The 18,250-nt window shown below is 58.0% G+C and carries 16 protein-coding genes; 14 read left to right on the plus strand and 2 right to left on the minus strand.

What is annotated here, in order from left to right; genetic code table 11:
* Positions 1-135: 135 nt before the first annotated feature.
* From ftsY to rpoH, 4 genes are all read left to right on the plus strand, one after another.
* Entirely contained in the window at positions 136-1,641 is a 1,506-nt protein-coding gene (ftsY, locus tag MT962_RS15475; RefSeq protein WP_247366007.1) for a signal recognition particle-docking protein FtsY, read from the plus strand.
* A 2-nt stretch (positions 1,642-1,643) separates the two neighbouring features.
* The gene (ftsE, locus tag MT962_RS15480; protein ID WP_024557066.1) at positions 1,644-2,312 is read left to right on the plus strand and encodes a cell division ATP-binding protein FtsE; all 669 of its coding nucleotides are present in this window, start codon (positions 1,644-1,646) and stop codon (positions 2,310-2,312) included.
* Positions 2,305-3,360: a permease-like cell division protein FtsX gene (gene ftsX, locus MT962_RS15485; protein WP_034881892.1), complete on the plus strand. Its 1,056-nt coding sequence runs from the start codon at positions 2,305-2,307 to the stop codon at positions 3,358-3,360. Before ftsE ends, ftsX begins: the two co-directional genes overlap by 8 nt.
* A gap of 264 nt (positions 3,361-3,624) precedes the next feature.
* A complete protein-coding gene (gene rpoH / locus MT962_RS15490) occupies positions 3,625-4,482 on the plus strand; it encodes an RNA polymerase sigma factor RpoH (RefSeq protein ID WP_024557064.1) in 858 nt (285 codons plus the stop codon).
* Positions 4,483-4,538: 56 nt separating this feature from the next.
* Here the strand turns inward: rpoH and MT962_RS15495 are convergent, their stop codons facing one another.
* The gene (locus MT962_RS15495; protein ID WP_048888773.1) at positions 4,539-6,032 is read right to left on the minus strand and encodes a PLP-dependent aminotransferase family protein; all 1,494 of its coding nucleotides are present in this window, start codon (positions 6,030-6,032) and stop codon (positions 4,539-4,541) included.
* 118 nt (positions 6,033-6,150) lie between these two features.
* Here MT962_RS15495 and MT962_RS15500 point away from each other — a divergent pair, with 118 nt between their 5' ends.
* The 3 genes from MT962_RS15500 (at position 6,151) to MT962_RS15510 (ending at position 10,207) form a co-directional block, all read left to right on the plus strand.
* Entirely contained in the window at positions 6,151-7,416 is a 1,266-nt protein-coding gene (locus MT962_RS15500; protein WP_247366008.1) for a 4-aminobutyrate--2-oxoglutarate transaminase, read from the plus strand.
* 196 nt (positions 7,417-7,612) lie between these two features.
* Positions 7,613-8,854, plus strand: coding sequence for an amino acid permease (locus MT962_RS15505; protein WP_024557061.1), 1,242 nt, complete (start codon positions 7,613-7,615; stop codon positions 8,852-8,854).
* A gap of 249 nt (positions 8,855-9,103) precedes the next feature.
* Entirely contained in the window at positions 9,104-10,207 is a 1,104-nt protein-coding gene (locus MT962_RS15510) for a branched-chain amino acid ABC transporter substrate-binding protein (RefSeq protein ID WP_139025662.1), read from the plus strand.
* Positions 10,208-10,621: 414 nt separating this feature from the next.
* Here MT962_RS15510 and panM read toward each other — a convergent pair whose 3' ends face one another.
* Positions 10,622-11,014 carry an aspartate 1-decarboxylase autocleavage activator PanM gene (gene panM / locus MT962_RS15515; protein ID WP_247366009.1) on the minus strand — a complete coding sequence of 131 codons (393 nt, stop codon included), beginning with the start codon at positions 11,012-11,014 and terminating at the stop codon, positions 10,622-10,624.
* A 422-nt stretch (positions 11,015-11,436) separates the two neighbouring features.
* Between panM and livK the strand changes: the two genes are divergently transcribed.
* From livK to ugpB, 7 genes are all read left to right on the plus strand, one after another.
* Positions 11,437-12,546, plus strand: coding sequence for a high-affinity branched-chain amino acid ABC transporter substrate-binding protein LivK (gene livK, locus MT962_RS15520; protein WP_247366010.1), 1,110 nt, complete (start codon positions 11,437-11,439; stop codon positions 12,544-12,546).
* A gap of 60 nt (positions 12,547-12,606) precedes the next feature.
* Positions 12,607-13,533, plus strand: a complete 927-nt coding sequence (gene livH, locus MT962_RS15525) for a high-affinity branched-chain amino acid ABC transporter permease LivH (protein ID WP_024557057.1) — start codon at positions 12,607-12,609, stop codon at positions 13,531-13,533.
* Positions 13,530-14,801 carry a high-affinity branched-chain amino acid ABC transporter permease LivM gene (locus MT962_RS15530; protein WP_048888776.1) on the plus strand — a complete coding sequence of 424 codons (1,272 nt, stop codon included), beginning with the start codon at positions 13,530-13,532 and terminating at the stop codon, positions 14,799-14,801. Before livH ends, MT962_RS15530 begins: the two co-directional genes overlap by 4 nt.
* Positions 14,798-15,565 (plus strand): high-affinity branched-chain amino acid ABC transporter ATP-binding protein LivG, encoded by a 768-nt coding sequence (gene livG / locus MT962_RS15535; protein ID WP_024557055.1) that lies wholly within the window; start codon positions 14,798-14,800, stop codon positions 15,563-15,565. The genes MT962_RS15530 and livG overlap by 4 nt, the downstream gene beginning before the upstream one ends.
* A 1-nt stretch (position 15,566) precedes the next feature.
* Complete coding sequence (gene livF, locus MT962_RS15540; RefSeq protein ID WP_024557054.1) at positions 15,567-16,280, plus strand: high-affinity branched-chain amino acid ABC transporter ATP-binding protein LivF; 714 nt, start codon at positions 15,567-15,569, stop codon at positions 16,278-16,280.
* Positions 16,281-16,384: 104 nt separating this feature from the next.
* On the plus strand, positions 16,385-16,687 hold the full coding sequence (locus MT962_RS15545) for a hypothetical protein (RefSeq protein WP_247366011.1): 303 nt from the start codon (positions 16,385-16,387) through the stop codon (positions 16,685-16,687).
* A gap of 240 nt (positions 16,688-16,927) precedes the next feature.
* Entirely contained in the window at positions 16,928-18,247 is a 1,320-nt protein-coding gene (ugpB, locus tag MT962_RS15550; RefSeq protein ID WP_188724114.1) for a sn-glycerol-3-phosphate ABC transporter substrate-binding protein UgpB, read from the plus strand.
* Positions 18,248-18,250: the final 3 nt, after the last annotated feature.

Raw genomic sequence — 18,250 nt, forward strand, 5'->3', positions numbered from 1 at the left:
ACGAAACCTCAATCCCCTCGCGTGCCGCCCCGCAGGGAAAGTGGTAGACTAACGTATTCATTTGCAATTTTTTCAGTACCCGCGCGGTGACGACGGGACTGCGCCATGACTTAACCGCGAGGAGTGTATTCGCCAATGGCAAAAGAGAAAAAACGTGGCTTTTTTTCCTGGCTCGGTTTTGGCCAGAAAGACGAGGCGCCAGCGCAGGAAGAACAACAAGTAGCAGAGCAGCAGGCGGTTGAAGAAAAACCGGCTGAAGCCGCGTCCGTCGCGCCTGAAGAAACGCAGCGCGAAGAACAGGCCGAGCCGCACACGCTCGCGGAGTCGGAGACGTTTGCGCAGGATGTGGTGGACGTCAGCGAGCAGGTAGCGCAAGAGCAGGAGGCGGCGGCCGCTTATGAAGAGCAGGAAACCGTCCAGCAAGCCGCGCCGCTTGAGGCGGAACCCGAGGTCGTTGCCGAAATTGAGCCAGAACCCCTCGCTGAGATTGAGCACGAAACGCTGCCGCTGCCGGAAGAGGTAACCGCAGAAGCGGAGCCGGAAGCCTGGCAGCCGGAGCAGGAAATCGAGTCGCAGGAAGAGGCCATCGACGAGGAAGAACTCGCGGCGCTGGCCCTGGCGGCGCAGCCGGAAGCGGAAGAGATCCTTGATGACATCGAGGCGCAAGATGCGCCGGAAACCGCTGAAGAAGCGGCGCCCGTTGAGCAAGAGAAGCCGACCAAAGAGGGTTTCTTCGCCCGCCTTAAGCGCAGCCTGCTGAAAACCAAAGAGAATCTCGGTTCCGGATTTATCAGCCTGTTCCGCGGCAAAAAAATCGACGACGATCTGTTCGAGGAACTGGAAGAACAGCTGTTGATTGCGGATGTCGGCGTGGAAACCACGCGCCGCATCATCAACCATCTCACCGAAGGGGCCAGCCGTAAACAGCTGCGCGACGCCGAAGCGCTCTACGGTCTGCTGAAAGAAGAGATGGGTGATATTCTCGCGAAAGTGGATGAGCCGCTTAATATTGAAGGCAAGAGCCCGTTCGTGATTCTGATGGTCGGCGTAAACGGCGTGGGTAAAACTACCACCATCGGCAAGCTGGCGCGCCAGTTTGAGCAGCAGGGCAAGACCGTCATGCTGGCGGCCGGGGATACGTTCCGCGCGGCGGCGGTTGAGCAGCTTCAGGTCTGGGGCCAGCGCAACAATATTCCGGTTATCGCTCAGCACACCGGCGCGGATTCCGCCTCGGTTATCTTCGACGCCATCCAGGCGGCGAAAGCGCGTAATGTTGACGTGTTGATTGCCGACACCGCAGGGCGTTTGCAGAATAAAGCGCACCTGATGGAAGAGTTGAAAAAGATTGTGCGCGTGATGAAAAAGCTCGATGTGGACGCGCCGCATGAAGTGATGCTCACCATCGACGCCAGCACCGGGCAGAACGCGGTAAGTCAGGCGAAGCTGTTCCACGAAGCGGTTGGGCTGACCGGCATTACGCTGACCAAGCTCGACGGCACCGCCAAAGGGGGCGTTATCTTCTCGGTGGCGGACCAGTTCCACATTCCGATTCGCTATATCGGCGTCGGTGAACGTATTGAAGATTTGCGTCCGTTTAACGCGGGCGATTTTATTGAGGCACTTTTTGCCCGAGAGGATTAACAATGATTCGCTTTGAACACGTCAGCAAAGCCTATCTCGGTGGGAGACAAGCGCTGCAGGGGGTGACTTTTCACCTGCAGCCGGGCGAGATGGCGTTTCTGACCGGCCATTCCGGCGCCGGGAAAAGCACCCTGCTCAAGCTCATTTGCGGCATTGAGCGGCCCAGCGCCGGCAAGATTTTTTTCAGCGGTCATGAAATCAGCCGCCTGAAAAACAGCGAAGTGCCGTTCCTGCGCCGCCAGATTGGCATGATCTTTCAGGATCACCATCTGCTGATGGACAGAACGGTTTACGATAATGTGGCGATCCCGCTGATTATCGCCGGCGCCAGCGGCGAAGACATTCGTCGTCGCGTGTCGGCGGCGCTGGATAAAGTGGGGCTGCTGGACAAAGCGAAAAACTTTCCGATTCAACTTTCCGGCGGCGAGCAGCAGCGCGTCGGCATCGCCCGTGCGGTGGTGAACAAACCGGCGGTGCTGCTGGCGGATGAACCGACCGGCAACCTGGACGACGCGCTCTCGGAAGGGATTTTGCGTCTTTTTGAGGAGTTTAATCGCGTAGGGGTAACCGTATTGATGGCGACGCATGACACCGGGCTTATCTCCCGCCGTGCGTACCGTGTGTTATCCCTGAGCGACGGGCATTTGCATGGAGGCCTGGCTGGTGAATAAACGCGACGCGCTTAATCAGATTCGCCGCTTCAGCAACAAGCTGAACGATTACAACCAACAGCGGCGCGGGGGCGAGCCGGGCAAGCCTTCGCCAAAGCGTGCGAAAGCGACGAGCGGCAAAGGTAAATCCCGTAAGGGCGGCATTAACGAACAGATGCGTTACGCCTGGCAGGGCGCGCTGGCGGACCTGAAAAGCAAGCCGTTCGCTACGTTTCTGACGGTGATGGTTATCGCCATCTCTCTGACGTTGCCAAGCGTCTGCTATATGGTTTACAAAAACGTCAACCAGGCGGCCTCGCAGTATTATCCTTCGCCGCAAATCACCGTCTATTTCGACAAGGCGCTGGATGATGACGCAGCGCAACAGGTAGTGGGGCAGCTTCAGGCCGAGCAGGGCGTGGAAAAGGTGAATTACCTTTCGCGCGATGAGGCGCTTGGTGAATTCCGCAACTGGTCGGGCTTTGGCGGCGCGCTGGATATGCTGGAAGAAAACCCGCTGCCCGCCGTGGCGGTCGTCGTGCCAAAGCTGGATTTCCAGAGCACCGAAGCGCTTACCACGTTGCGCGATCGCATCTCCCGTATTCACGGCATTGATGAAGTGCGTATGGACGACAGCTGGTTCGCCCGGCTGGCGGCGCTGACAAGCCTTGTGGGCCGCGTGTCGGCGATGATCGGCGTGCTGATGGTCGCCGCAGTGTTCCTGGTTATCGGCAACAGCGTGCGTCTGAGCATTTTCGCCCGGCGCGACACCATCAACGTGCAGAAACTGATTGGCGCAACGGATGGGTTTATCCTGCGTCCGTTCCTGTACGGCGGCGCTTTACTTGGCTTTTCGGGCGCTTTACTTTCACTGATTCTTTCAGAAATTTTGGTGCTGCGGCTCTCCAGCGCGGTTTCTGACGTGGCGAAAGTTTTCGGAACCACTTTTGAAATCAACGGCTTGTCTTTCGATGAGTGCCTGTTGTTGCTGCTGGTTTGCTCGATGATCGGCTGGCTGGCCGCCTGGCTTGCCACCGTGCAACATTTACGTCACTTTACCCCCGAATAAAAAATATTTGTTATAATCATCCCCTGCTACGAGTTCCCGTTGCAGGGGATGCAGTAACGCTTATCACCGCTGTACCTCTTGCCGCGTTTTCATTGCTCTGTCACAGAATGTGTGTAATTTATTCACAGCTTCGCATGGAACTTGTGGATAAAATCACTGTCATAGTAATGAGCGAATGGTAGTCTCGTTGCTCACAACGCCGGTGCGTCTGTTGCCTGATGGGGACATACCAACGCCGGTAAGATGTCGAATGAGAGGATTTGAATGACCAAAGAAATGCAAAATTTAGCTTTAGCCCCGGTAGGTAACCTGGAGTCTTATATCCGGGCCGCCAACGCCTGGCCGATGTTGTCGGCAGACGAAGAGCGGGCGCTGGCTGAAAGGCTGCATTACCAGGGCGATCTGGAAGCAGCTAAAAAGCTGATCCTGTCTCACCTGCGCTTTGTTGTTCATATTGCCCGTAATTACGCAGGCTATGGCCTGCCGCAGGCGGATTTGATTCAGGAAGGCAATATCGGCCTGATGAAAGCCGTGCGTCGCTTTAACCCGGAAGTGGGCGTGCGCCTGGTTTCCTTCGCCGTGCACTGGATTAAAGCGGAAATTCACGAGTACGTGCTGCGCAACTGGCGCATCGTGAAAGTCGCTACCACTAAAGCGCAGCGCAAGCTGTTCTTCAACCTGCGTAAAACCAAGCAGCGTCTGGGCTGGTTTAACCAGGACGAAGTGGAAATGGTGGCCCGCGAGCTGGGCGTTTCCAGCAAAGACGTGCGCGAGATGGAGTCGCGTATGGCGGCGCAGGACATGACGTTTGATATGTCCTCCGATGATGACGCTGGCGAGGGGCAGCCCATGGCGCCGGTGCTTTATCTGCAGGATAAATCGTCGAACTTCGCTGACGGCATCGAAGACGATAACTGGGATGAGCACGCTGCGGACAAACTCACCTACGCGATGCAGGGTCTGGACGAGCGCAGCCAGCAGATCATCCGCGCCCGTTGGCTGGATGAAGACAACAAGAGCACGCTGCAGGAGCTGGCCGACCGTTACGGCGTTTCCGCCGAACGCGTGCGTCAGCTTGAAAAGAATGCGATGAAAAAACTGCGCGCCGCTATCGAAGCGTAACCCGCGTCAGTCCCGTGAACGCCCCGCTGAGCCTCTGGCCGTGGGGCGTTTTGTTTTTATAGCCCTTCGGCTGCCTGCGGACAGACGTCATTGATGCACTGCATCAATGCCTTAAAGGCCCCTTCCATTTTTTCCTCCGGCACGCAGGCAAACCCCATTAGCAGACCGCGCCGCCGGTTTTCCGTCAGGTAGTAGCTGGAGAGCGGCCGCACCAGGATATCGCGCGCGTTGGCACGCTTTGCGATGGCGATATCGTCCGCCTCTTGCGGCAGGTTCAGCACCAGGTGCAGCCCGGCGTTATCGCTGAAGTCGGAAAGCGCCTGCGGGCCAAGATAGCGGGTTATCAGCCCGGTGAGGAAGGCGCGCCGCCGCCCGTAAAGCAGGCGCATGCGCCGGATGTGGGCGCTGTAATGGCCCGCTTCGATAAACTCCGCCAGCGCCGCCTGAATAAGCGAATGGCCGCCGCGATAAAGCTCGGCGTGCGCCGCTTTCATCTCCTGCGCCAGGGCGCGCGGCAGCACGACATAGCCCAGCCGCAGCCCCGGATAGAGCGTTTTGCTGAAGGTGCCGATGTAAATCACCGGCGGGTCGGGCATCAGCCCCTGCAGCGCCGGAATTGGCTGGCCGGAGAAGCGAAATTCGCTGTCATAATCATCTTCCACAATCCAGCTGCCGTTCTGGCGCGCTAACGCCAGCAGCCGTTGACGGCGCTCCAGGCTCATCACCGCACCGAGCGGATACTGGTGAGACGGGGTAACGAAGATCAGGCGCGGCGCGGCGCTTGTGCGCTCCGGCGGAACCAGGCCGGCGGAGTCTACCGGCACCGGACAAATCTTCACGTCGTTCATCTGGAGGACGTTGCGTATCCCCCAGTAGGAAGGCTCTTCCACCCAGGCTTCATCGCCGCTGTCGCACAACATGCGCGCCACCAGATCGATGGCCTGATGAATGCCTTCGGTGATCAGCACCTGTTCGGGCGAGCACTGAACCGAACGGGCTACCCGCAGGTAATTCGCCAGCGCATGTTGCAGCTCCGGCGTGCCGCCCTGGCTGCTGTAGGTGAGGCGCTGCGGCGTAGGACGGCGGCTGATGCGCGCCTGCATTTTACTGAAAAGCTGATGGGGAAAAGCGTTCACATCCGGCACGCCGGGAATAAAGGCTCCCCACTGGCGCGGGCTGGCGCTGATGTGATCCAGCAGCCATTTCCCTCGGGACGAGTAGCTAACAGGGGGCGCGTCAATATGCTCCCCAGGCGCCATCACCGGCGCAGATAACAGTTTGTCCGGCGCCACATCGGCGACGAATGTTCCGCTTCCCTGACGAGATAAAACATATCCTTCCGCCAGCAGTTGTTCATAAACTGTTAAAATTGTGTTGCGTGAAAGGCCAAGTTCACGGGCAAGATCCCGGGTAGGGGGAAGGCGGCATTGCGGCGGCAGGCTGCCATCCAGAATCGACAGGCGGATAGCGTTATAGAGTCGCTTGTGTAGCAATTCGTCCTGCTGCTCGCCGAGCCGGACGGCTAAGAGATCGGCCACTAAAGAACGCAATTGGATCCCTCAATTAAACCAGACTGGTACTCGATTATAGGGCCATAGACTGTGTAAATAAACGTCACTGTTTCAGGTTTGTTGCTAAAAAGTGACGTTTATCAGCAGGAGATTGAGGGTGAAAAATTCAGATTTGAATCAACGTCGTCAGAGCGCCACCCCACGCGGTGTTGGCGTCATGTGCGGTTTTTACGCCGAGAAAGCCGAAAACGCGACCCTGTGGGACGTGGAAGGCAACGAAGTTATCGACTTTGCCGCAGGCATCGCGGTGCTGAACACGGGTCACCGTCACCCGATGGTCGTCGCGGCGATTGAAAAACAGCTGCAGGCGTTTACCCATACCGCCTACCAGATCGTTCCTTACGAAAGCTATGTGTCGCTGGCTGAGCGCATCAACGAGCGCGCACCGGTCAACGGCCCGGCGAAAACCGCGTTTTTTACTACCGGCGCGGAAGCGGTGGAAAACGCCGTTAAAATCGCCCGCGCTTATACGCGCCGCCCGGGGCTGATTACCTTTGGCGGCGGGTTCCATGGCCGTACCTTTATGACCATGGCGCTTACCGGCAAAGTGGCGCCTTATAAAATCGGCTTCGGGCCGTTCCCCGGTTCCGTTTATCACGGACAGTATCCGAACGAGCTGCACGGCGTTTCGGTTGACGACGCCATGGCGAGCCTTGAGCGCATCTTCAAAGCGGATATCGCGCCGGATCAGGTGGCGGCCATCATCCTTGAGCCGGTGCAGGGAGAAGGGGGCTTTAACGTGGCGCCGCCCGCCTTTATGCAGGCGCTGCGCGCGCTGTGCGACGAGCACGGCATTCTGCTGATTGCCGATGAAGTGCAGACCGGCTTCGCCCGTACCGGCAAGCTCTTCGCCATGGAACATTACGGCGTGAAGGCAGACCTTATCACCATGGCGAAAAGCCTGGCGGGCGGCATGCCGCTCTCTGGCGTGGTCGGGCGTGCCGAAGTAATGGATGCGCCCGCGCCGGGCGGCCTTGGCGGCACCTATGCCGGCAACCCATTAGCAGTAGCGGCGGCCCACGCCGTGCTGGATGTTATTGAGCAGGAAAACCTGTGCCAGCGCGCCCAGGAGCTCGGCCTGCATCTGGTTGAAGTGCTGAAGCAGGCGCGCGAGCGCTGTCCGGCCATTGCCGATATCCGCGCGCAGGGTTCGATGGTGGCGGTGGAGTTTAACGATCCGCAAACCGGTAAGCCTTCGCCGGAATTCACTCGCGAAGTGCAGGCCCGTGCACAGCAGGAAGGGCTGCTGCTGCTGAGCTGCGGCGTTTACGGCAACGTTATCCGTTTCCTCTATCCGCTCACTATTCCCGACGCGCAGTTCCGCAAAGCGCTCGACATTCTCTCCCGCGCCTTAACGCGCTAAGGGAACCGGACATCCCGAGGGCGCCTGCGTTATGGCCTGTTATCGTTCGACAGGTCATGACAGCGCGCCTTTGGGCTCTCAGGCAGGGACCGCGCCTTTAAGCCGGACGCTTAACTCTCATTAAAAGCAAAAAAATCAAACACGTGAACACACTCGCTACCGGCGCCTTCAGCCGCCGGATATTTAAGGAAGAATTATGTCTGAAAACACGACTCCCGCCTCGCTCTGGCGCGCCCGCGAACGGGCCGCCGCACCCGCTAAATCGTTAAGCTTCGTGGAAGGCGTCGCGATGATCGTCGGCACTAATATTGGCGCCGGGGTGCTTTCCATCGCTTACGCCTCCAGCAAAGCCGGCTTTTTGCCGCTGCTCTTCTGGCTGGCGCTCGTCGGCACGCTGACCACCATCACCATGCTCTATGTTGCGGAAGCCACGCTGCGCACCCGCTCGCACTTACAGCTGAGTGGCCTGGCGGCGCGCTACGTCGGGCGGTTCGGCGCCTGGATGATGTTCGCCTCGGTTTGCGTCAACAGCGTAGGGGCGCTCACCGCCTACATGACCGGCAGCGGTAAACTCCTTCACTCGCTGTTTGGTTTGTCGCCCGCCATGGGCAGCCTGCTTTTTTTTATCCCGGCGGCGGGCGTGCTCTGGCTCGGCCTGAAAGCCATCGGCCGCGGCGAGAAATTTATCAGCATCGGCATGGTGGTGATGATAAGCGTGCTGGTGGTGGCCACGCTGCTAAAAGAGACAACGCAGGTTCGTTACCTGCTGGATGGCGACTGGCGTTATATGGTGCCGGTTTTTAACGTCACGGCCTTTTGCTTTGCGGCGCAATATATCGTGCCGGAGATGGCGCGCGGTTTTGCCGATAAGCCGGAAAAGCTGCCGAAGGCGATTATCGTCGGCATGGCGCTGACTTTTCTTTTGCTCACCCTCGTACCGCTTTCGGTGATTGCGCTCAACGGGCTGGAGCAGGTTTCAGAAGTGGCGACTATCTCCTGGGGACGCGCGCTGGGCGAGTGGGCTTTCTTCTCCGCCAATATTTTCGCGCTCTGCGCCATGCTCACTTCCTACTGGGGGCTTGGCGGCAGTTTCCTGACCAATATCTTTGATAAATTCCGCCTGGGCGACGACGCGCAGCCGCTTAAGCGCGTTGGCGTGCTGCTTATTGTGGCGCTGCCGCCTTTCGCGCTGGCCTACAGCGGCATGGTCTCCTTTGTGAATGCCCTCTATTTCGCCGGGGTATTCAGCGGAGTTATCCTCTCCATCATGCCTATTCTCATTCTTAAAGGCGCCCGCCGCAGAGGGGAGCTTACGCCGCGCTGGCAGTGCAGCTGGAGCACGCATCCGCTGATTCAGGCGACCATCGTGTTGCTCTATCTTGCGAGCGCGGTTTATGCCGTGTTCTCCGCCCTCGGTTATCTGCCCGCAGGCTGGTAAACCCCGATATCACGCCGCCCGACTGGCGCGGCGTATGTTTTTTCGCCATATCCTGCCGATATTGACGTGAAAAATAGTGATTCCAAATTCAAAAAAATGGGGTATGTTTTAGCAGAGTATGCTGCCAGGACACGGGCGGTATTCGCCGTACATGGCATTAAATGCTGAACTCTATTGTGAAGCTAAAATAAAGTGTCAAAACAAAACAACAACACAACTGCAAAAACCACAACAATGGGGAAGCTCAGGATGAAAATGATGGGTAAAGCCTTACTGGCGGGATGTATCGCTCTGGCAATGAGCAGCGCGGCGATGGCGGAAGATATTAAAGTCGCGGTGGTCGGGGCGATGTCCGGTCCGGTAGCGCAGTACGGCGACCAGGAGTTTACCGGCGCCGAGCAGGCGATTAAAGACATCAACGCCAAAGGCGGCATTAAGGGCAATAAGCTCGTAGCGGTAAAATATGACGACGCCTGCGACCCGAAACAGGCGGTCGCGGTAGCGAACAAAGTGGTTAACGACGGCATTAAATATGTTATTGGCCACCTCTGCTCCTCTTCCACGCAGCCTGCCTCTGACATTTACGAAGACGAAGGCATTCTGATGATCACCCCGGCCGCCACCGCGCCGGAGCTGACCGCTCGCGGTTATCAGCTGATCCTGCGTACCACCGGTCTGGACTCCGATCAGGGGCCGACGGCGGCGAAATACATTCTGGAGAAAGTGAAACCGCAGCGCATCGCCATCATCCATGACAAACAGCAGTATGGCGAAGGCCTGGCGCGCGCGGTGCAGGACAACCTGAAAAAAGGTAAAGCGAACGTGGTCTTCTTTGACGGCATTACCGCGGGCGAGAAAGATTTCTCCACCCTGGTGGCGCGCCTGAAGAAAGAAAACATCGACTTCGTTTACTACGGCGGTTATCACCCGGAAATGGGGCAGATTCTGCGCCAGTCCCGTGCGGCGGGCCTGAAAACCCAGTTTATGGGGCCGGAAGGGGTAGCGAACGTGTCGCTCTCGAACATCGCAGGCGAATCTGCTGAAGGAATGCTGGTTACCAAGCCGAAGAACTACGATCAGGTGCCGGCAAACAAACCGATTGTAGACGCCATCAAAGCGAACAAGCAGGATGCGAGCGGCGCTTTCGTCTGGACCACCTACGCCGCGCTGCAATCGCTGGCGGCAGGCCTGAACCAGAGCGACGACCCGGCGGCTATCGCCAAATACCTGAAAGGCAGCTCCGTGGAAACGGTGATGGGCCCGCTCTCCTGGGATGAAAAGGGCGACCTGAAGGGCTTTGAGTTCGGCGTGTTTACCTGGCATGCTAACGGCACGGCCACCGACGCCAAATAATTTCCCCGGCGCCTTTCGCGCTACAGCGGCGTTAGCTGCACCCTTCAACCCCGGTCACTTACGAATGTAAGCTCCCGGGGATTTCAGGGTTTGCCGCCTTGCTGTAGCACGAAATCCTTGGGGAAATATGCTGTGGCGCCTTTCGCGCTACAGCGGCGTTAGCTGCACCCTTCAACCCCGGTCACTTACGGATGTAAGCTCCCGGGGATTTCAGGGTTTGCCGCCTTGCTGTAACACGAAATCCCTGGGGAAATATGCTGCTGCGCCTTTGGCGCTACAGCGGCGTTAGCTGCACCCTTCAACCCACGACGGCGGGTGTGCACGCTTACCCGTCCTGTAACGACTGTGGTGCGGGCGGTTTTGTCGGGTGGATAAGCGAAGCGCATCCACCCTTTAACAGCGATGCCGCCGCCATCACGCTTCTAAGCGCTTCGCCCAGCTATCCTGCTGTGCGGTAAAGCCCAGCGCCGCCATAAACGCATTCATCACGTTGCGGTCTTCCACGCCGGTATCCGTTACCCGCCAGTCGGTAATCGACGGGTTATCGCGAATCGCTTCTTCTATCAGGTAATGCCCGACGCCACGGCGGCGCGTAACTTCACGCACGCGCAGCGAGTCCATCGTCCCTTCGGTGCCGTTTAGCAACACGCGCACAGCCCCAAGCAGACGGTCGTTAAAACGAGCGGCGTAAATACGGTGCGTTTCATCTACGCGCAGCGAGTCGGCGGGGTATTCAGGCCAGATTTTGCCGAGATCGAGATAGTCCTGCTCGCTAAAGGTGTCGAGGCGAATAATGGTAAGTTTCATGACGGGCGTTTCCGCAAACAGAAATAAAGCTAAGTTTACCTAATTTCTTTTACCGGCGGCTTTTACTTTCTTATCTATTCACTAGCTGATTACTTTTTGTGTTAACAGCAAAGCAGTCGTAACCGTTGCGGATCGAAAGAACACCCGCAGATAACGCTGAAAGGCAGCGATTTATCTGGCTCATAATATCGATATTTTATGCTAATCGCTGCGCTTTTTTTTGTTTATCTCCGCATTAATACAGAATATTATCTCTGCTTAATCGCCTGAAAAATAGAGGATTTAGTTAGTATTCTCCGTAAATACTACGCTAAGCCATTAAAGAAACAGGCAAAAATAGCGTTGTCTATAAAATCAACAGAATAATTTTTAACCATAATAAAACCAATTAGCAACACACGTCACAAATGGGGTATTTGAGAATGAACAGGAACGCGAAGTCATTTATCGCGGGGATGATTGCACTGGCGGTATCGCAAACGGCTTTCGCTGAAGAAATTAAAGTGGCCGTTGTCGGCGCAATGTCCGGGCCGGTAGCGCAGTGGGGCGATATGGAGTTCAACGGCGCGCGCCAGGCGATTAACGATATCAATGCCAAAGGCGGCATCAAGGGCGACAAGCTGGTGGGCGTGGAATATGACGACGCCTGCGATCCAAAACAGGCCGTGGCGGTGGCGAACAAAATCGTCAACGACGGTATTCAGTATGTGATTGGTCACCTCTGCTCCTCTTCCACGCAGCCTGCATCAGACATCTATGAAGACGAAGGCATTCTGATGATAACGCCGGGCGCCACTAACCCGGAGCTGACGCAGCGCGGCTATAAGATGATTATGCGCACCGCAGGCCTCGATTCCGCTCAGGGACCGACCGCCGCGCAATACATTCTGGAGACGGTCAAGCCGCAGCGCATCGCCATCATCCATGATAAGCAGCAGTACGGCGAAGGGCTGGCGCGTTCGGTGCAGGACGGGCTGAAAAAGGGCGGCGCCAACGTGGTTTTCTTTGACGGCATTACCGCAGGCGAGAAAGATTTCTCCGCGCTGCTGTCGCGTCTGAAAAAAGAGAATATCGACTTTGTTTACTACGGCGGCTACTACCCCGAAATGGGCCAGATGCTGCGCCAGGCGCGCGCCACCGGTCTGAAAACGCAGTTTATGGGGCCGGAAGGGGTAGGCAACGCGTCGCTTTCTAACATTGCGGGCAAGGCGGGCGAGGGGATGCTGGTCACTATGCCGAAACGCTACGACCAGGAACCTGCCAACCAGGCGGTGGTGGAAGCGCTGAAAGCGCAGAAGAAAGATCCGAGCGGACCGTATGTCTGGATAACGTACGCCGCCGTGCAGTCGCTCGCTGCCGCGCTTGAGCGCGCCGACAGCCGCGAACCGGCGGAGCTGGTTAAAGAGTTAAAAGCGCACGGTGCGAATACCGTGATTGGGCCGCTGAACTGGGATGAAAAAGGCGATCTGAAAGGATTTGAGTTTGGTGTCTTCCAGTGGCACGCCGACGGCTCGTCCACAGTGGCGAAATAAGGCGAGGCGCTTGTTCATCCCCCCTGCGGGCAATCCCGCAGGATTGAAGAAGGTTACGTTATGTCCGAGCAGTTCCTCTATTTTCTCCAGCAGATGTTTAACGGCGTCACGCTGGGCAGCACTTATGCGCTGATAGCCATCGGCTACACCATGGTTTACGGCATTATCGGCATGATTAACTTCGCTCACGGCGAGGTTTACATGATTGGCAGTTATGTGTCGTTTATGATCATCGCCGCGCTGATGATGATGGGCATCGACACCAGCTGGCTGCTTATTAGCGCCGCGTTTGTGGGGGCGATTGTTATCGCCAGCGCTTACGGCTGGAGTATTGAGCGCGTGGCCTACCGCCCGGTGCGCAGCTCCAAGCGCCTGATCGCGCTGATCTCTGCGATTGGCATGTCTATCTTTTTGCAAAACTACGTCAGCCTGACGGAAGGCTCGCGCGATATCGCGCTGCCAAGCCTCTTTAACGGTCAGTGGACGGTAGGCAGCAGCGAAAACTTCTCCGCCAGCATCACCACCATGCAGCTGGTTATCTGGGTTGTGACCGTGCTGGCGATGCTCGCGCTGACGCTGTTTATCCGCTACTCCCGCATGGGCCGCGCCTGCCGCGCCTGCGCGGAAGATTTAAAAATGGCGAGCCTGCTTGGCATCAACACCGACCGCGTTATTGCGCTCACCTTCGTGATTGGCGCGGCGATGGCGGCGGTGGCGGGCGTGCTGCTCGGCCAGTTCTACGGCGTTATCAACCCTTACATCGGCTTTATGGCCGGGATGAAAGCCTTCACCGCCGCGGTGCTGGGCGGCATCGGCAGCATTCCGGGCGCGATGATCGGCGGGCTCATTCTCGGCGTGACCGAAGCGCTCTGCTCTGCTTATCTGAGCACTGAATATAAAGATGTGGTCTCGTTCGCGCTGTTGATCGGCGTGTTGCTGGTGATGCCCACCGGCATCCTGGGCCGTCCGGAGGTGGAAAAAGTATGAAACCGATGCATTTTGTCGCGGCCATTCTTTCCGCCGCCATGTTCTTCGTGCTGGCGTCCGTTTTCATGGGCGTGCAGTTAAGCCTCGACGGCACCCGTCTGGTGGTGGGTTCCGCCGCCGACGTGCGCTGGGAGTGGATCCTCATCGGCACCGCCGTGGTCTTCTTCTTCCAGCTGCTGCGCCCGTTCTTCCAGCAGAGCATGAAAAAGGTCTCCGGGCCGAAGTTTATTCTGCCAGCCATTGATGGCTCGACGGTGAAGCAAAAGCTGTTCCTGCTGCTTCTGCTGCTGATTGCCGTCGCCTGGCCGTTTATGGTTTCGCGCGGCACGGTGGATATCGCCACCCTGACGATGATTTATATCATCCTCGGCCTTGGCCTGAACGTGGTGGTGGGGCTTTCCGGCCTGCTGGTGCTGGGCTACGGCGGTTTCTACGCCATCGGCGCGTATACCTTCGCCTTACTGAACCACTATTACGGCCTGGGCTTCTGGACCTGCCTGCCGCTCGCGGGCCTGGTTGCCGCGGCGGCGGGTTTCCTGCTTGGCTTCCCGGTACTGCGTTTGCGCGGCGACTACCTGGCGATTGTGACGCTGGGCTTCGGCGAGATTGTGCGCATCCTGCTGCTCAATAACACCGAAATTACCGGCGGCCCGAACGGCATCAGCCAGATCCCAAAACCGACCTTCTTCGGGCTGGAGTTTAGCCGCACCGCGCGCGAAGGCGGCTGGGATACTTTCAGCAACTTCTTCGGCGTGAAGTACGACCCGTCCGACCGGGTTATCTGGCTTTATATGGTGGCGCTGCTGCTGGTGGTCTTTTCGCTGTTTGTGATTAACCGTCTGCTGCGTATGCCGCTGGGTCGCGCCTGGGAAGCGCTGCGCGAAGATGAAATAGCCTGCCGCTCGCTTGGCCTGAACCCGACGCGCATCAAGCTGACCGCCTTTACCATCAGCGCCGCGTTCGCCGGTTTCGCCGGTACGCTGTTCGCTGCGCGCCAGGGCTTCGTCAGCCCGGAGTCCTTCACCTTCGCGGAATCCGCGTTTGTGCTGGCGATTGTGGTGCTGGGCGGCATGGGCTCGCAGTTCGCCGTGATCCTCGCGGCCATTCTGCTGGTCGTTTCCCGTGAACTGATGCGTGACCTGAATGAATACAGCATGCTGGTGCTGGGTGGCCTGATGGTGCTGATGATGATCTGGCGCCCGCAGGGGTTGTTGCCGATGACGCGCCCGCAGCTGAAACTGAAAAGCGGTAAAGGAGAGCAGGCATGAGTCAGCCATTATTATCCGTCAGCGGCCTGATGATGCGTTTTGGCGGTCTGCTTGCCGTGAATAACGTCTCGCTGGAGCTGCGCCCGCAGGAAATCGTCTCGCTGATTGGCCCCAACGGGGCGGGCAAGACCACGGTGTTTAACTGCCTGACCGGCTTTTACAAGCCCACCGGCGGCACCATCCTGCTGCGCGACCAGCATCTCGAAGGGCTGCCGGGCCAGCAGATCGCCCGTATGGGCGTGGTGCGCACCTTCCAGCACGTTCGACTGTTTCGTGAAATGACGGTGATCGAAAACCTGCTGGTGGCGCAACACCAGCAGCTTAAATCGGGCCTCTTTTCCGGCCTGTTGAAAACCCCGGCGTTTCGTCGCGCCCACAGCGACGCGCTGGATCGCGCCGCCGCCTGGCTTGAGCGCATCAATCTGTTGCAGCACGCCAACCGCCAGGCGGGCAACCTCGCCTACGGCGACCAGCGACGTCTGGAAATCGCCCGCTGCATGGTGACGCAGCCGGAGATCCTGATGCTCGACGAACCGGCGGCGGGCCTCAACCCGAAAGAGACCAAAGAGCTGGACGAGCTTATCGTTGAACTGCGTAATCATCACAACACCACGATTTTGCTGATTGAGCATGATATGAAGCTGGTGATGGGGATTTCGGACCGAATCTATGTGGTGAACCAGGGGACGCCGCTTGCCAACGGCACGCCGGAGCAGATCCGCAACAACCCTGACGTTATTCGCGCTTATCTCGGTGAGGCTTAAGATGGAAAATGTGATGTTGTCTTTTGACCGGGTGAGTGCGCACTACGGCAAAATCCAGGCGCTGCACGAGGTGAGCCTGCACATTAAGCAGGGCGAAATCGTCACGCTTATCGGCGCCAACGGCGCGGGGAAAACCACGCTGCTCGGCACGCTCTGCGGCGACCCGCGCGCCAGCACCGGCAAAATCGTCTTTGATGGCAAAGACATCACCGACTGGCAGACGGCGCGCATCATGCGCGAGGCGGTGGCGATTGTGCCGGAAGGCCGCCGCGTCTTTTCCCGCATGACGGTGGAAGAAAACCTGGCGATGGGCGGCTTCTTCGCCGACCGCGCGCAGTATCAGGAGCGTATTCAACGCGTTTATGAACTCTTCCCGCGCCTGCACGAGCGCCGCATCCAGCGCGCCGGCACTATGTCCGGCGGCGAGCAGCAGATGCTGGCGATTGGCCGCGCCTTGATGAGCCAGCCGCGCCTGCTGCTGTTGGATGAACCGTCGCTGGGGCTTGCGCCCATCATCATTCAGCAGATTTTCGACACCATCGAACAGCTTCGCAAAGAGGGCATGACCATCTTCCTGGTCGAGCAGAACGCCAACCAGGCGCTGAAGCTGGCCGACCGCGGCTACGTGCTGGAAAACGGTCACGTGGTGCTGGAGGATACCGGGGAAGCGCTGCTCGCCAACGAGGCGGTGCGCAGCGCCTATCTCGGCGGGTAAAGCACTATTCTGTAAAAGGGGCCGCAAGGCTCCTTTTTCTTTTCCGCCGTGCTAATTTCTCGGGCGTTTATTTATCGCGCGCCCGGTCAGGGCAGGGAGGAAATATGCGCCTGGCAACATATCATCTGCTCTCTCTGTTCATGTTTTACAGCTCGCTTACCGCTGCGGGCGTTGAACTGGCTGCGCCGGGAAAACGGGATCTACGCGACCCTGCTGTCTGGCAGGAAAAAACGCCGACGCCCACCGCCCGCGATATGGATGAACAGTGCCGCCGCGTGCGTTACTCCCCCTGCGACTATGAACAGCGAACCCTGTCTGATGGCGAAAGGGAGGCGGAACGCCGCGAGATCAACCGCACCTATAACCAAATCAAAAACGGCGAATGGCAGAAGGCCAAAACGCGATAACTGGCTGGCGGCTAACGCAGCGGCTGAGCGTCTCTCGCCTGAAGCTATCGCCGCCCGGCTACGCGGGTGAAACCCGTCACCCGGGCATCACGTTAGCGTCATCTCTGCGCCGTTTGAATGTAACAATCTCGTAACTTAGCAGTTATTTTTCTGTCATACGCGCGTGTCATGTTACCTCGCGAGCATAAAACGCGTGATTTCGCGCATCTCAAACGACGCATAATCAGAGAGATAACAGACATGACAGCTTCGTTACGACGTACAGCAATTTGTGTGGCTCTGGGATGGGCGCTGAGCGGCCCGGCAATGGCCGCAACCACCATTCCTTTCTGGCATTCCATGGAAGGCGAACTGGGTAAAGAGGTCGATTCGCTGGCGCAGCGCTTCAACCAGGCGCACCCGGAATACAAAATCACCCCGGTTTACAAAGGCAACTATGAGCAGAGCCTGGCGGCAGGTATCGCGGCTTTCCGCACCGGCAACGCTCCGGCGATTTTGCAGGTGTATGAAGTGGGCACCGCCACCATGATGGCTTCCAAAGCCATCAAGCCCGTGTACGAAGTTTTTAACGACGCTGGCATTAAGTTCGATGAAACCCAGTTTGTACCGACCGTCGCCGGTTACTACACCGATGCCAAAAGCGGGCACTTACTCTCTCAGCCGTTTAACAGCTCCACCCCGGTGCTCTACTACAACAAAGACGCGTTCAAAAAAGCGGGCTTAGACCCGGAGCAGCCGCCGAAAACCTGGCAGGATCTCGCCGCCTATACCGCGAAGCTGAAAGCGGCAGGGATGAAGTGCGGCTACGCCAGCGGCTGGCAGGGCTGGATCCAGATTGAAAACTTCAGCGCCTGGCATGGTCTGCCGGTCGCCACCCAAAATAACGGCTTCGACGGCGCCGACGCGGTGCTGGAGTTCAACAAGCCGGAGCAGGTGAAGCATATCGCGCTGCTGCAGGAGCTCAACAAGAAGGGCGATTTCAGCTATTTCGGCCGTAAAGACGAATCAACCGAGAAGTTTTACAACGGCGACTGCGCCATTACCACGGCCTCTTCCGGTTCGCTTGCGGATATCCGTCACTACGCCAAATTCAACTACGGCGTAGGCATGATGCCTTACGACGCCGACGTAAAAGGCGCGCCGCAAAACGCCATTATCGGCGGGGCGAGCCTGTGGGTGATGCAGGGCAAAGACAAAGCGATGTACAAAGGCGTGGCGGAGTTCCTGAACTTCCTCGCGCAGCCGGAAATCGCCGCGGAATGGCATCAGAAAACCGGTTATCTGCCTATCACCACTGCCGCTTACGACCTGACGCGCGAGCAGGGCTTCTATGACAAGAACCCGGGCGCGGATATCGCCACCCGCCAGATGCTGAACAAGCCGCCGCTGCCGTTCACCAAAGGGCTGCGTCTGGGCAATATGCCGCAGATCCGCACCATTGTTGATGAAGAGCTGGAAAGCGTCTGGACCGGTAAGAAGACGCCACAGCAGGCGCTGGACTCCGCCGTTGAGCGCGGCAACCAGCTGCTGCGCCGTTTCGAGCAGTCGACGAAGTCCTGATAA

The sequence above is a fragment of the Franconibacter sp. IITDAS19 genome (genome assembly GCF_023079515.1).
Classification (GTDB): domain Bacteria; phylum Pseudomonadota; class Gammaproteobacteria; order Enterobacterales; family Enterobacteriaceae; genus Franconibacter; species Franconibacter pulveris.

Excerpts from the sequence above, each read along its gene's own strand:
- ftsY (WP_247366007.1), top strand. The coding sequence starts at position 136 with ATGGCAAAAGAGAAAAAACGTGGCTTTTTTTCCTGGCTCGGTTTTGGC.
- ftsE (WP_024557066.1), top strand. The coding sequence starts at position 1,644 with ATGATTCGCTTTGAACACGTCAGCAAAGCCTATCTCGGTGGGAGACAA.
- rpoH (WP_024557064.1), top strand. The coding sequence starts at position 3,625 with ATGACCAAAGAAATGCAAAATTTAGCTTTAGCCCCGGTAGGTAACCTG.
- MT962_RS15505 (WP_024557061.1), top strand. The coding sequence starts at position 7,613 with ATGTCTGAAAACACGACTCCCGCCTCGCTCTGGCGCGCCCGCGAACGG.
- MT962_RS15510 (WP_139025662.1), top strand. The coding sequence starts at position 9,104 with ATGAAAATGATGGGTAAAGCCTTACTGGCGGGATGTATCGCTCTGGCA.
- panM (WP_247366009.1), bottom strand. The coding sequence starts at position 11,014 with ATGAAACTTACCATTATTCGCCTCGACACCTTTAGCGAGCAGGACTAT.
- livK (WP_247366010.1), top strand. The coding sequence starts at position 11,437 with ATGAACAGGAACGCGAAGTCATTTATCGCGGGGATGATTGCACTGGCG.
- livH (WP_024557057.1), top strand. The coding sequence starts at position 12,607 with ATGTCCGAGCAGTTCCTCTATTTTCTCCAGCAGATGTTTAACGGCGTC.
- MT962_RS15530 (WP_048888776.1), top strand. The coding sequence starts at position 13,530 with ATGAAACCGATGCATTTTGTCGCGGCCATTCTTTCCGCCGCCATGTTC.
- livG (WP_024557055.1), top strand. The coding sequence starts at position 14,798 with ATGAGTCAGCCATTATTATCCGTCAGCGGCCTGATGATGCGTTTTGGC.
- livF (WP_024557054.1), top strand. The coding sequence starts at position 15,567 with ATGGAAAATGTGATGTTGTCTTTTGACCGGGTGAGTGCGCACTACGGC.
- MT962_RS15545 (WP_247366011.1), top strand. The coding sequence starts at position 16,385 with ATGCGCCTGGCAACATATCATCTGCTCTCTCTGTTCATGTTTTACAGC.
- ugpB (WP_188724114.1), top strand. The coding sequence starts at position 16,928 with ATGACAGCTTCGTTACGACGTACAGCAATTTGTGTGGCTCTGGGATGG.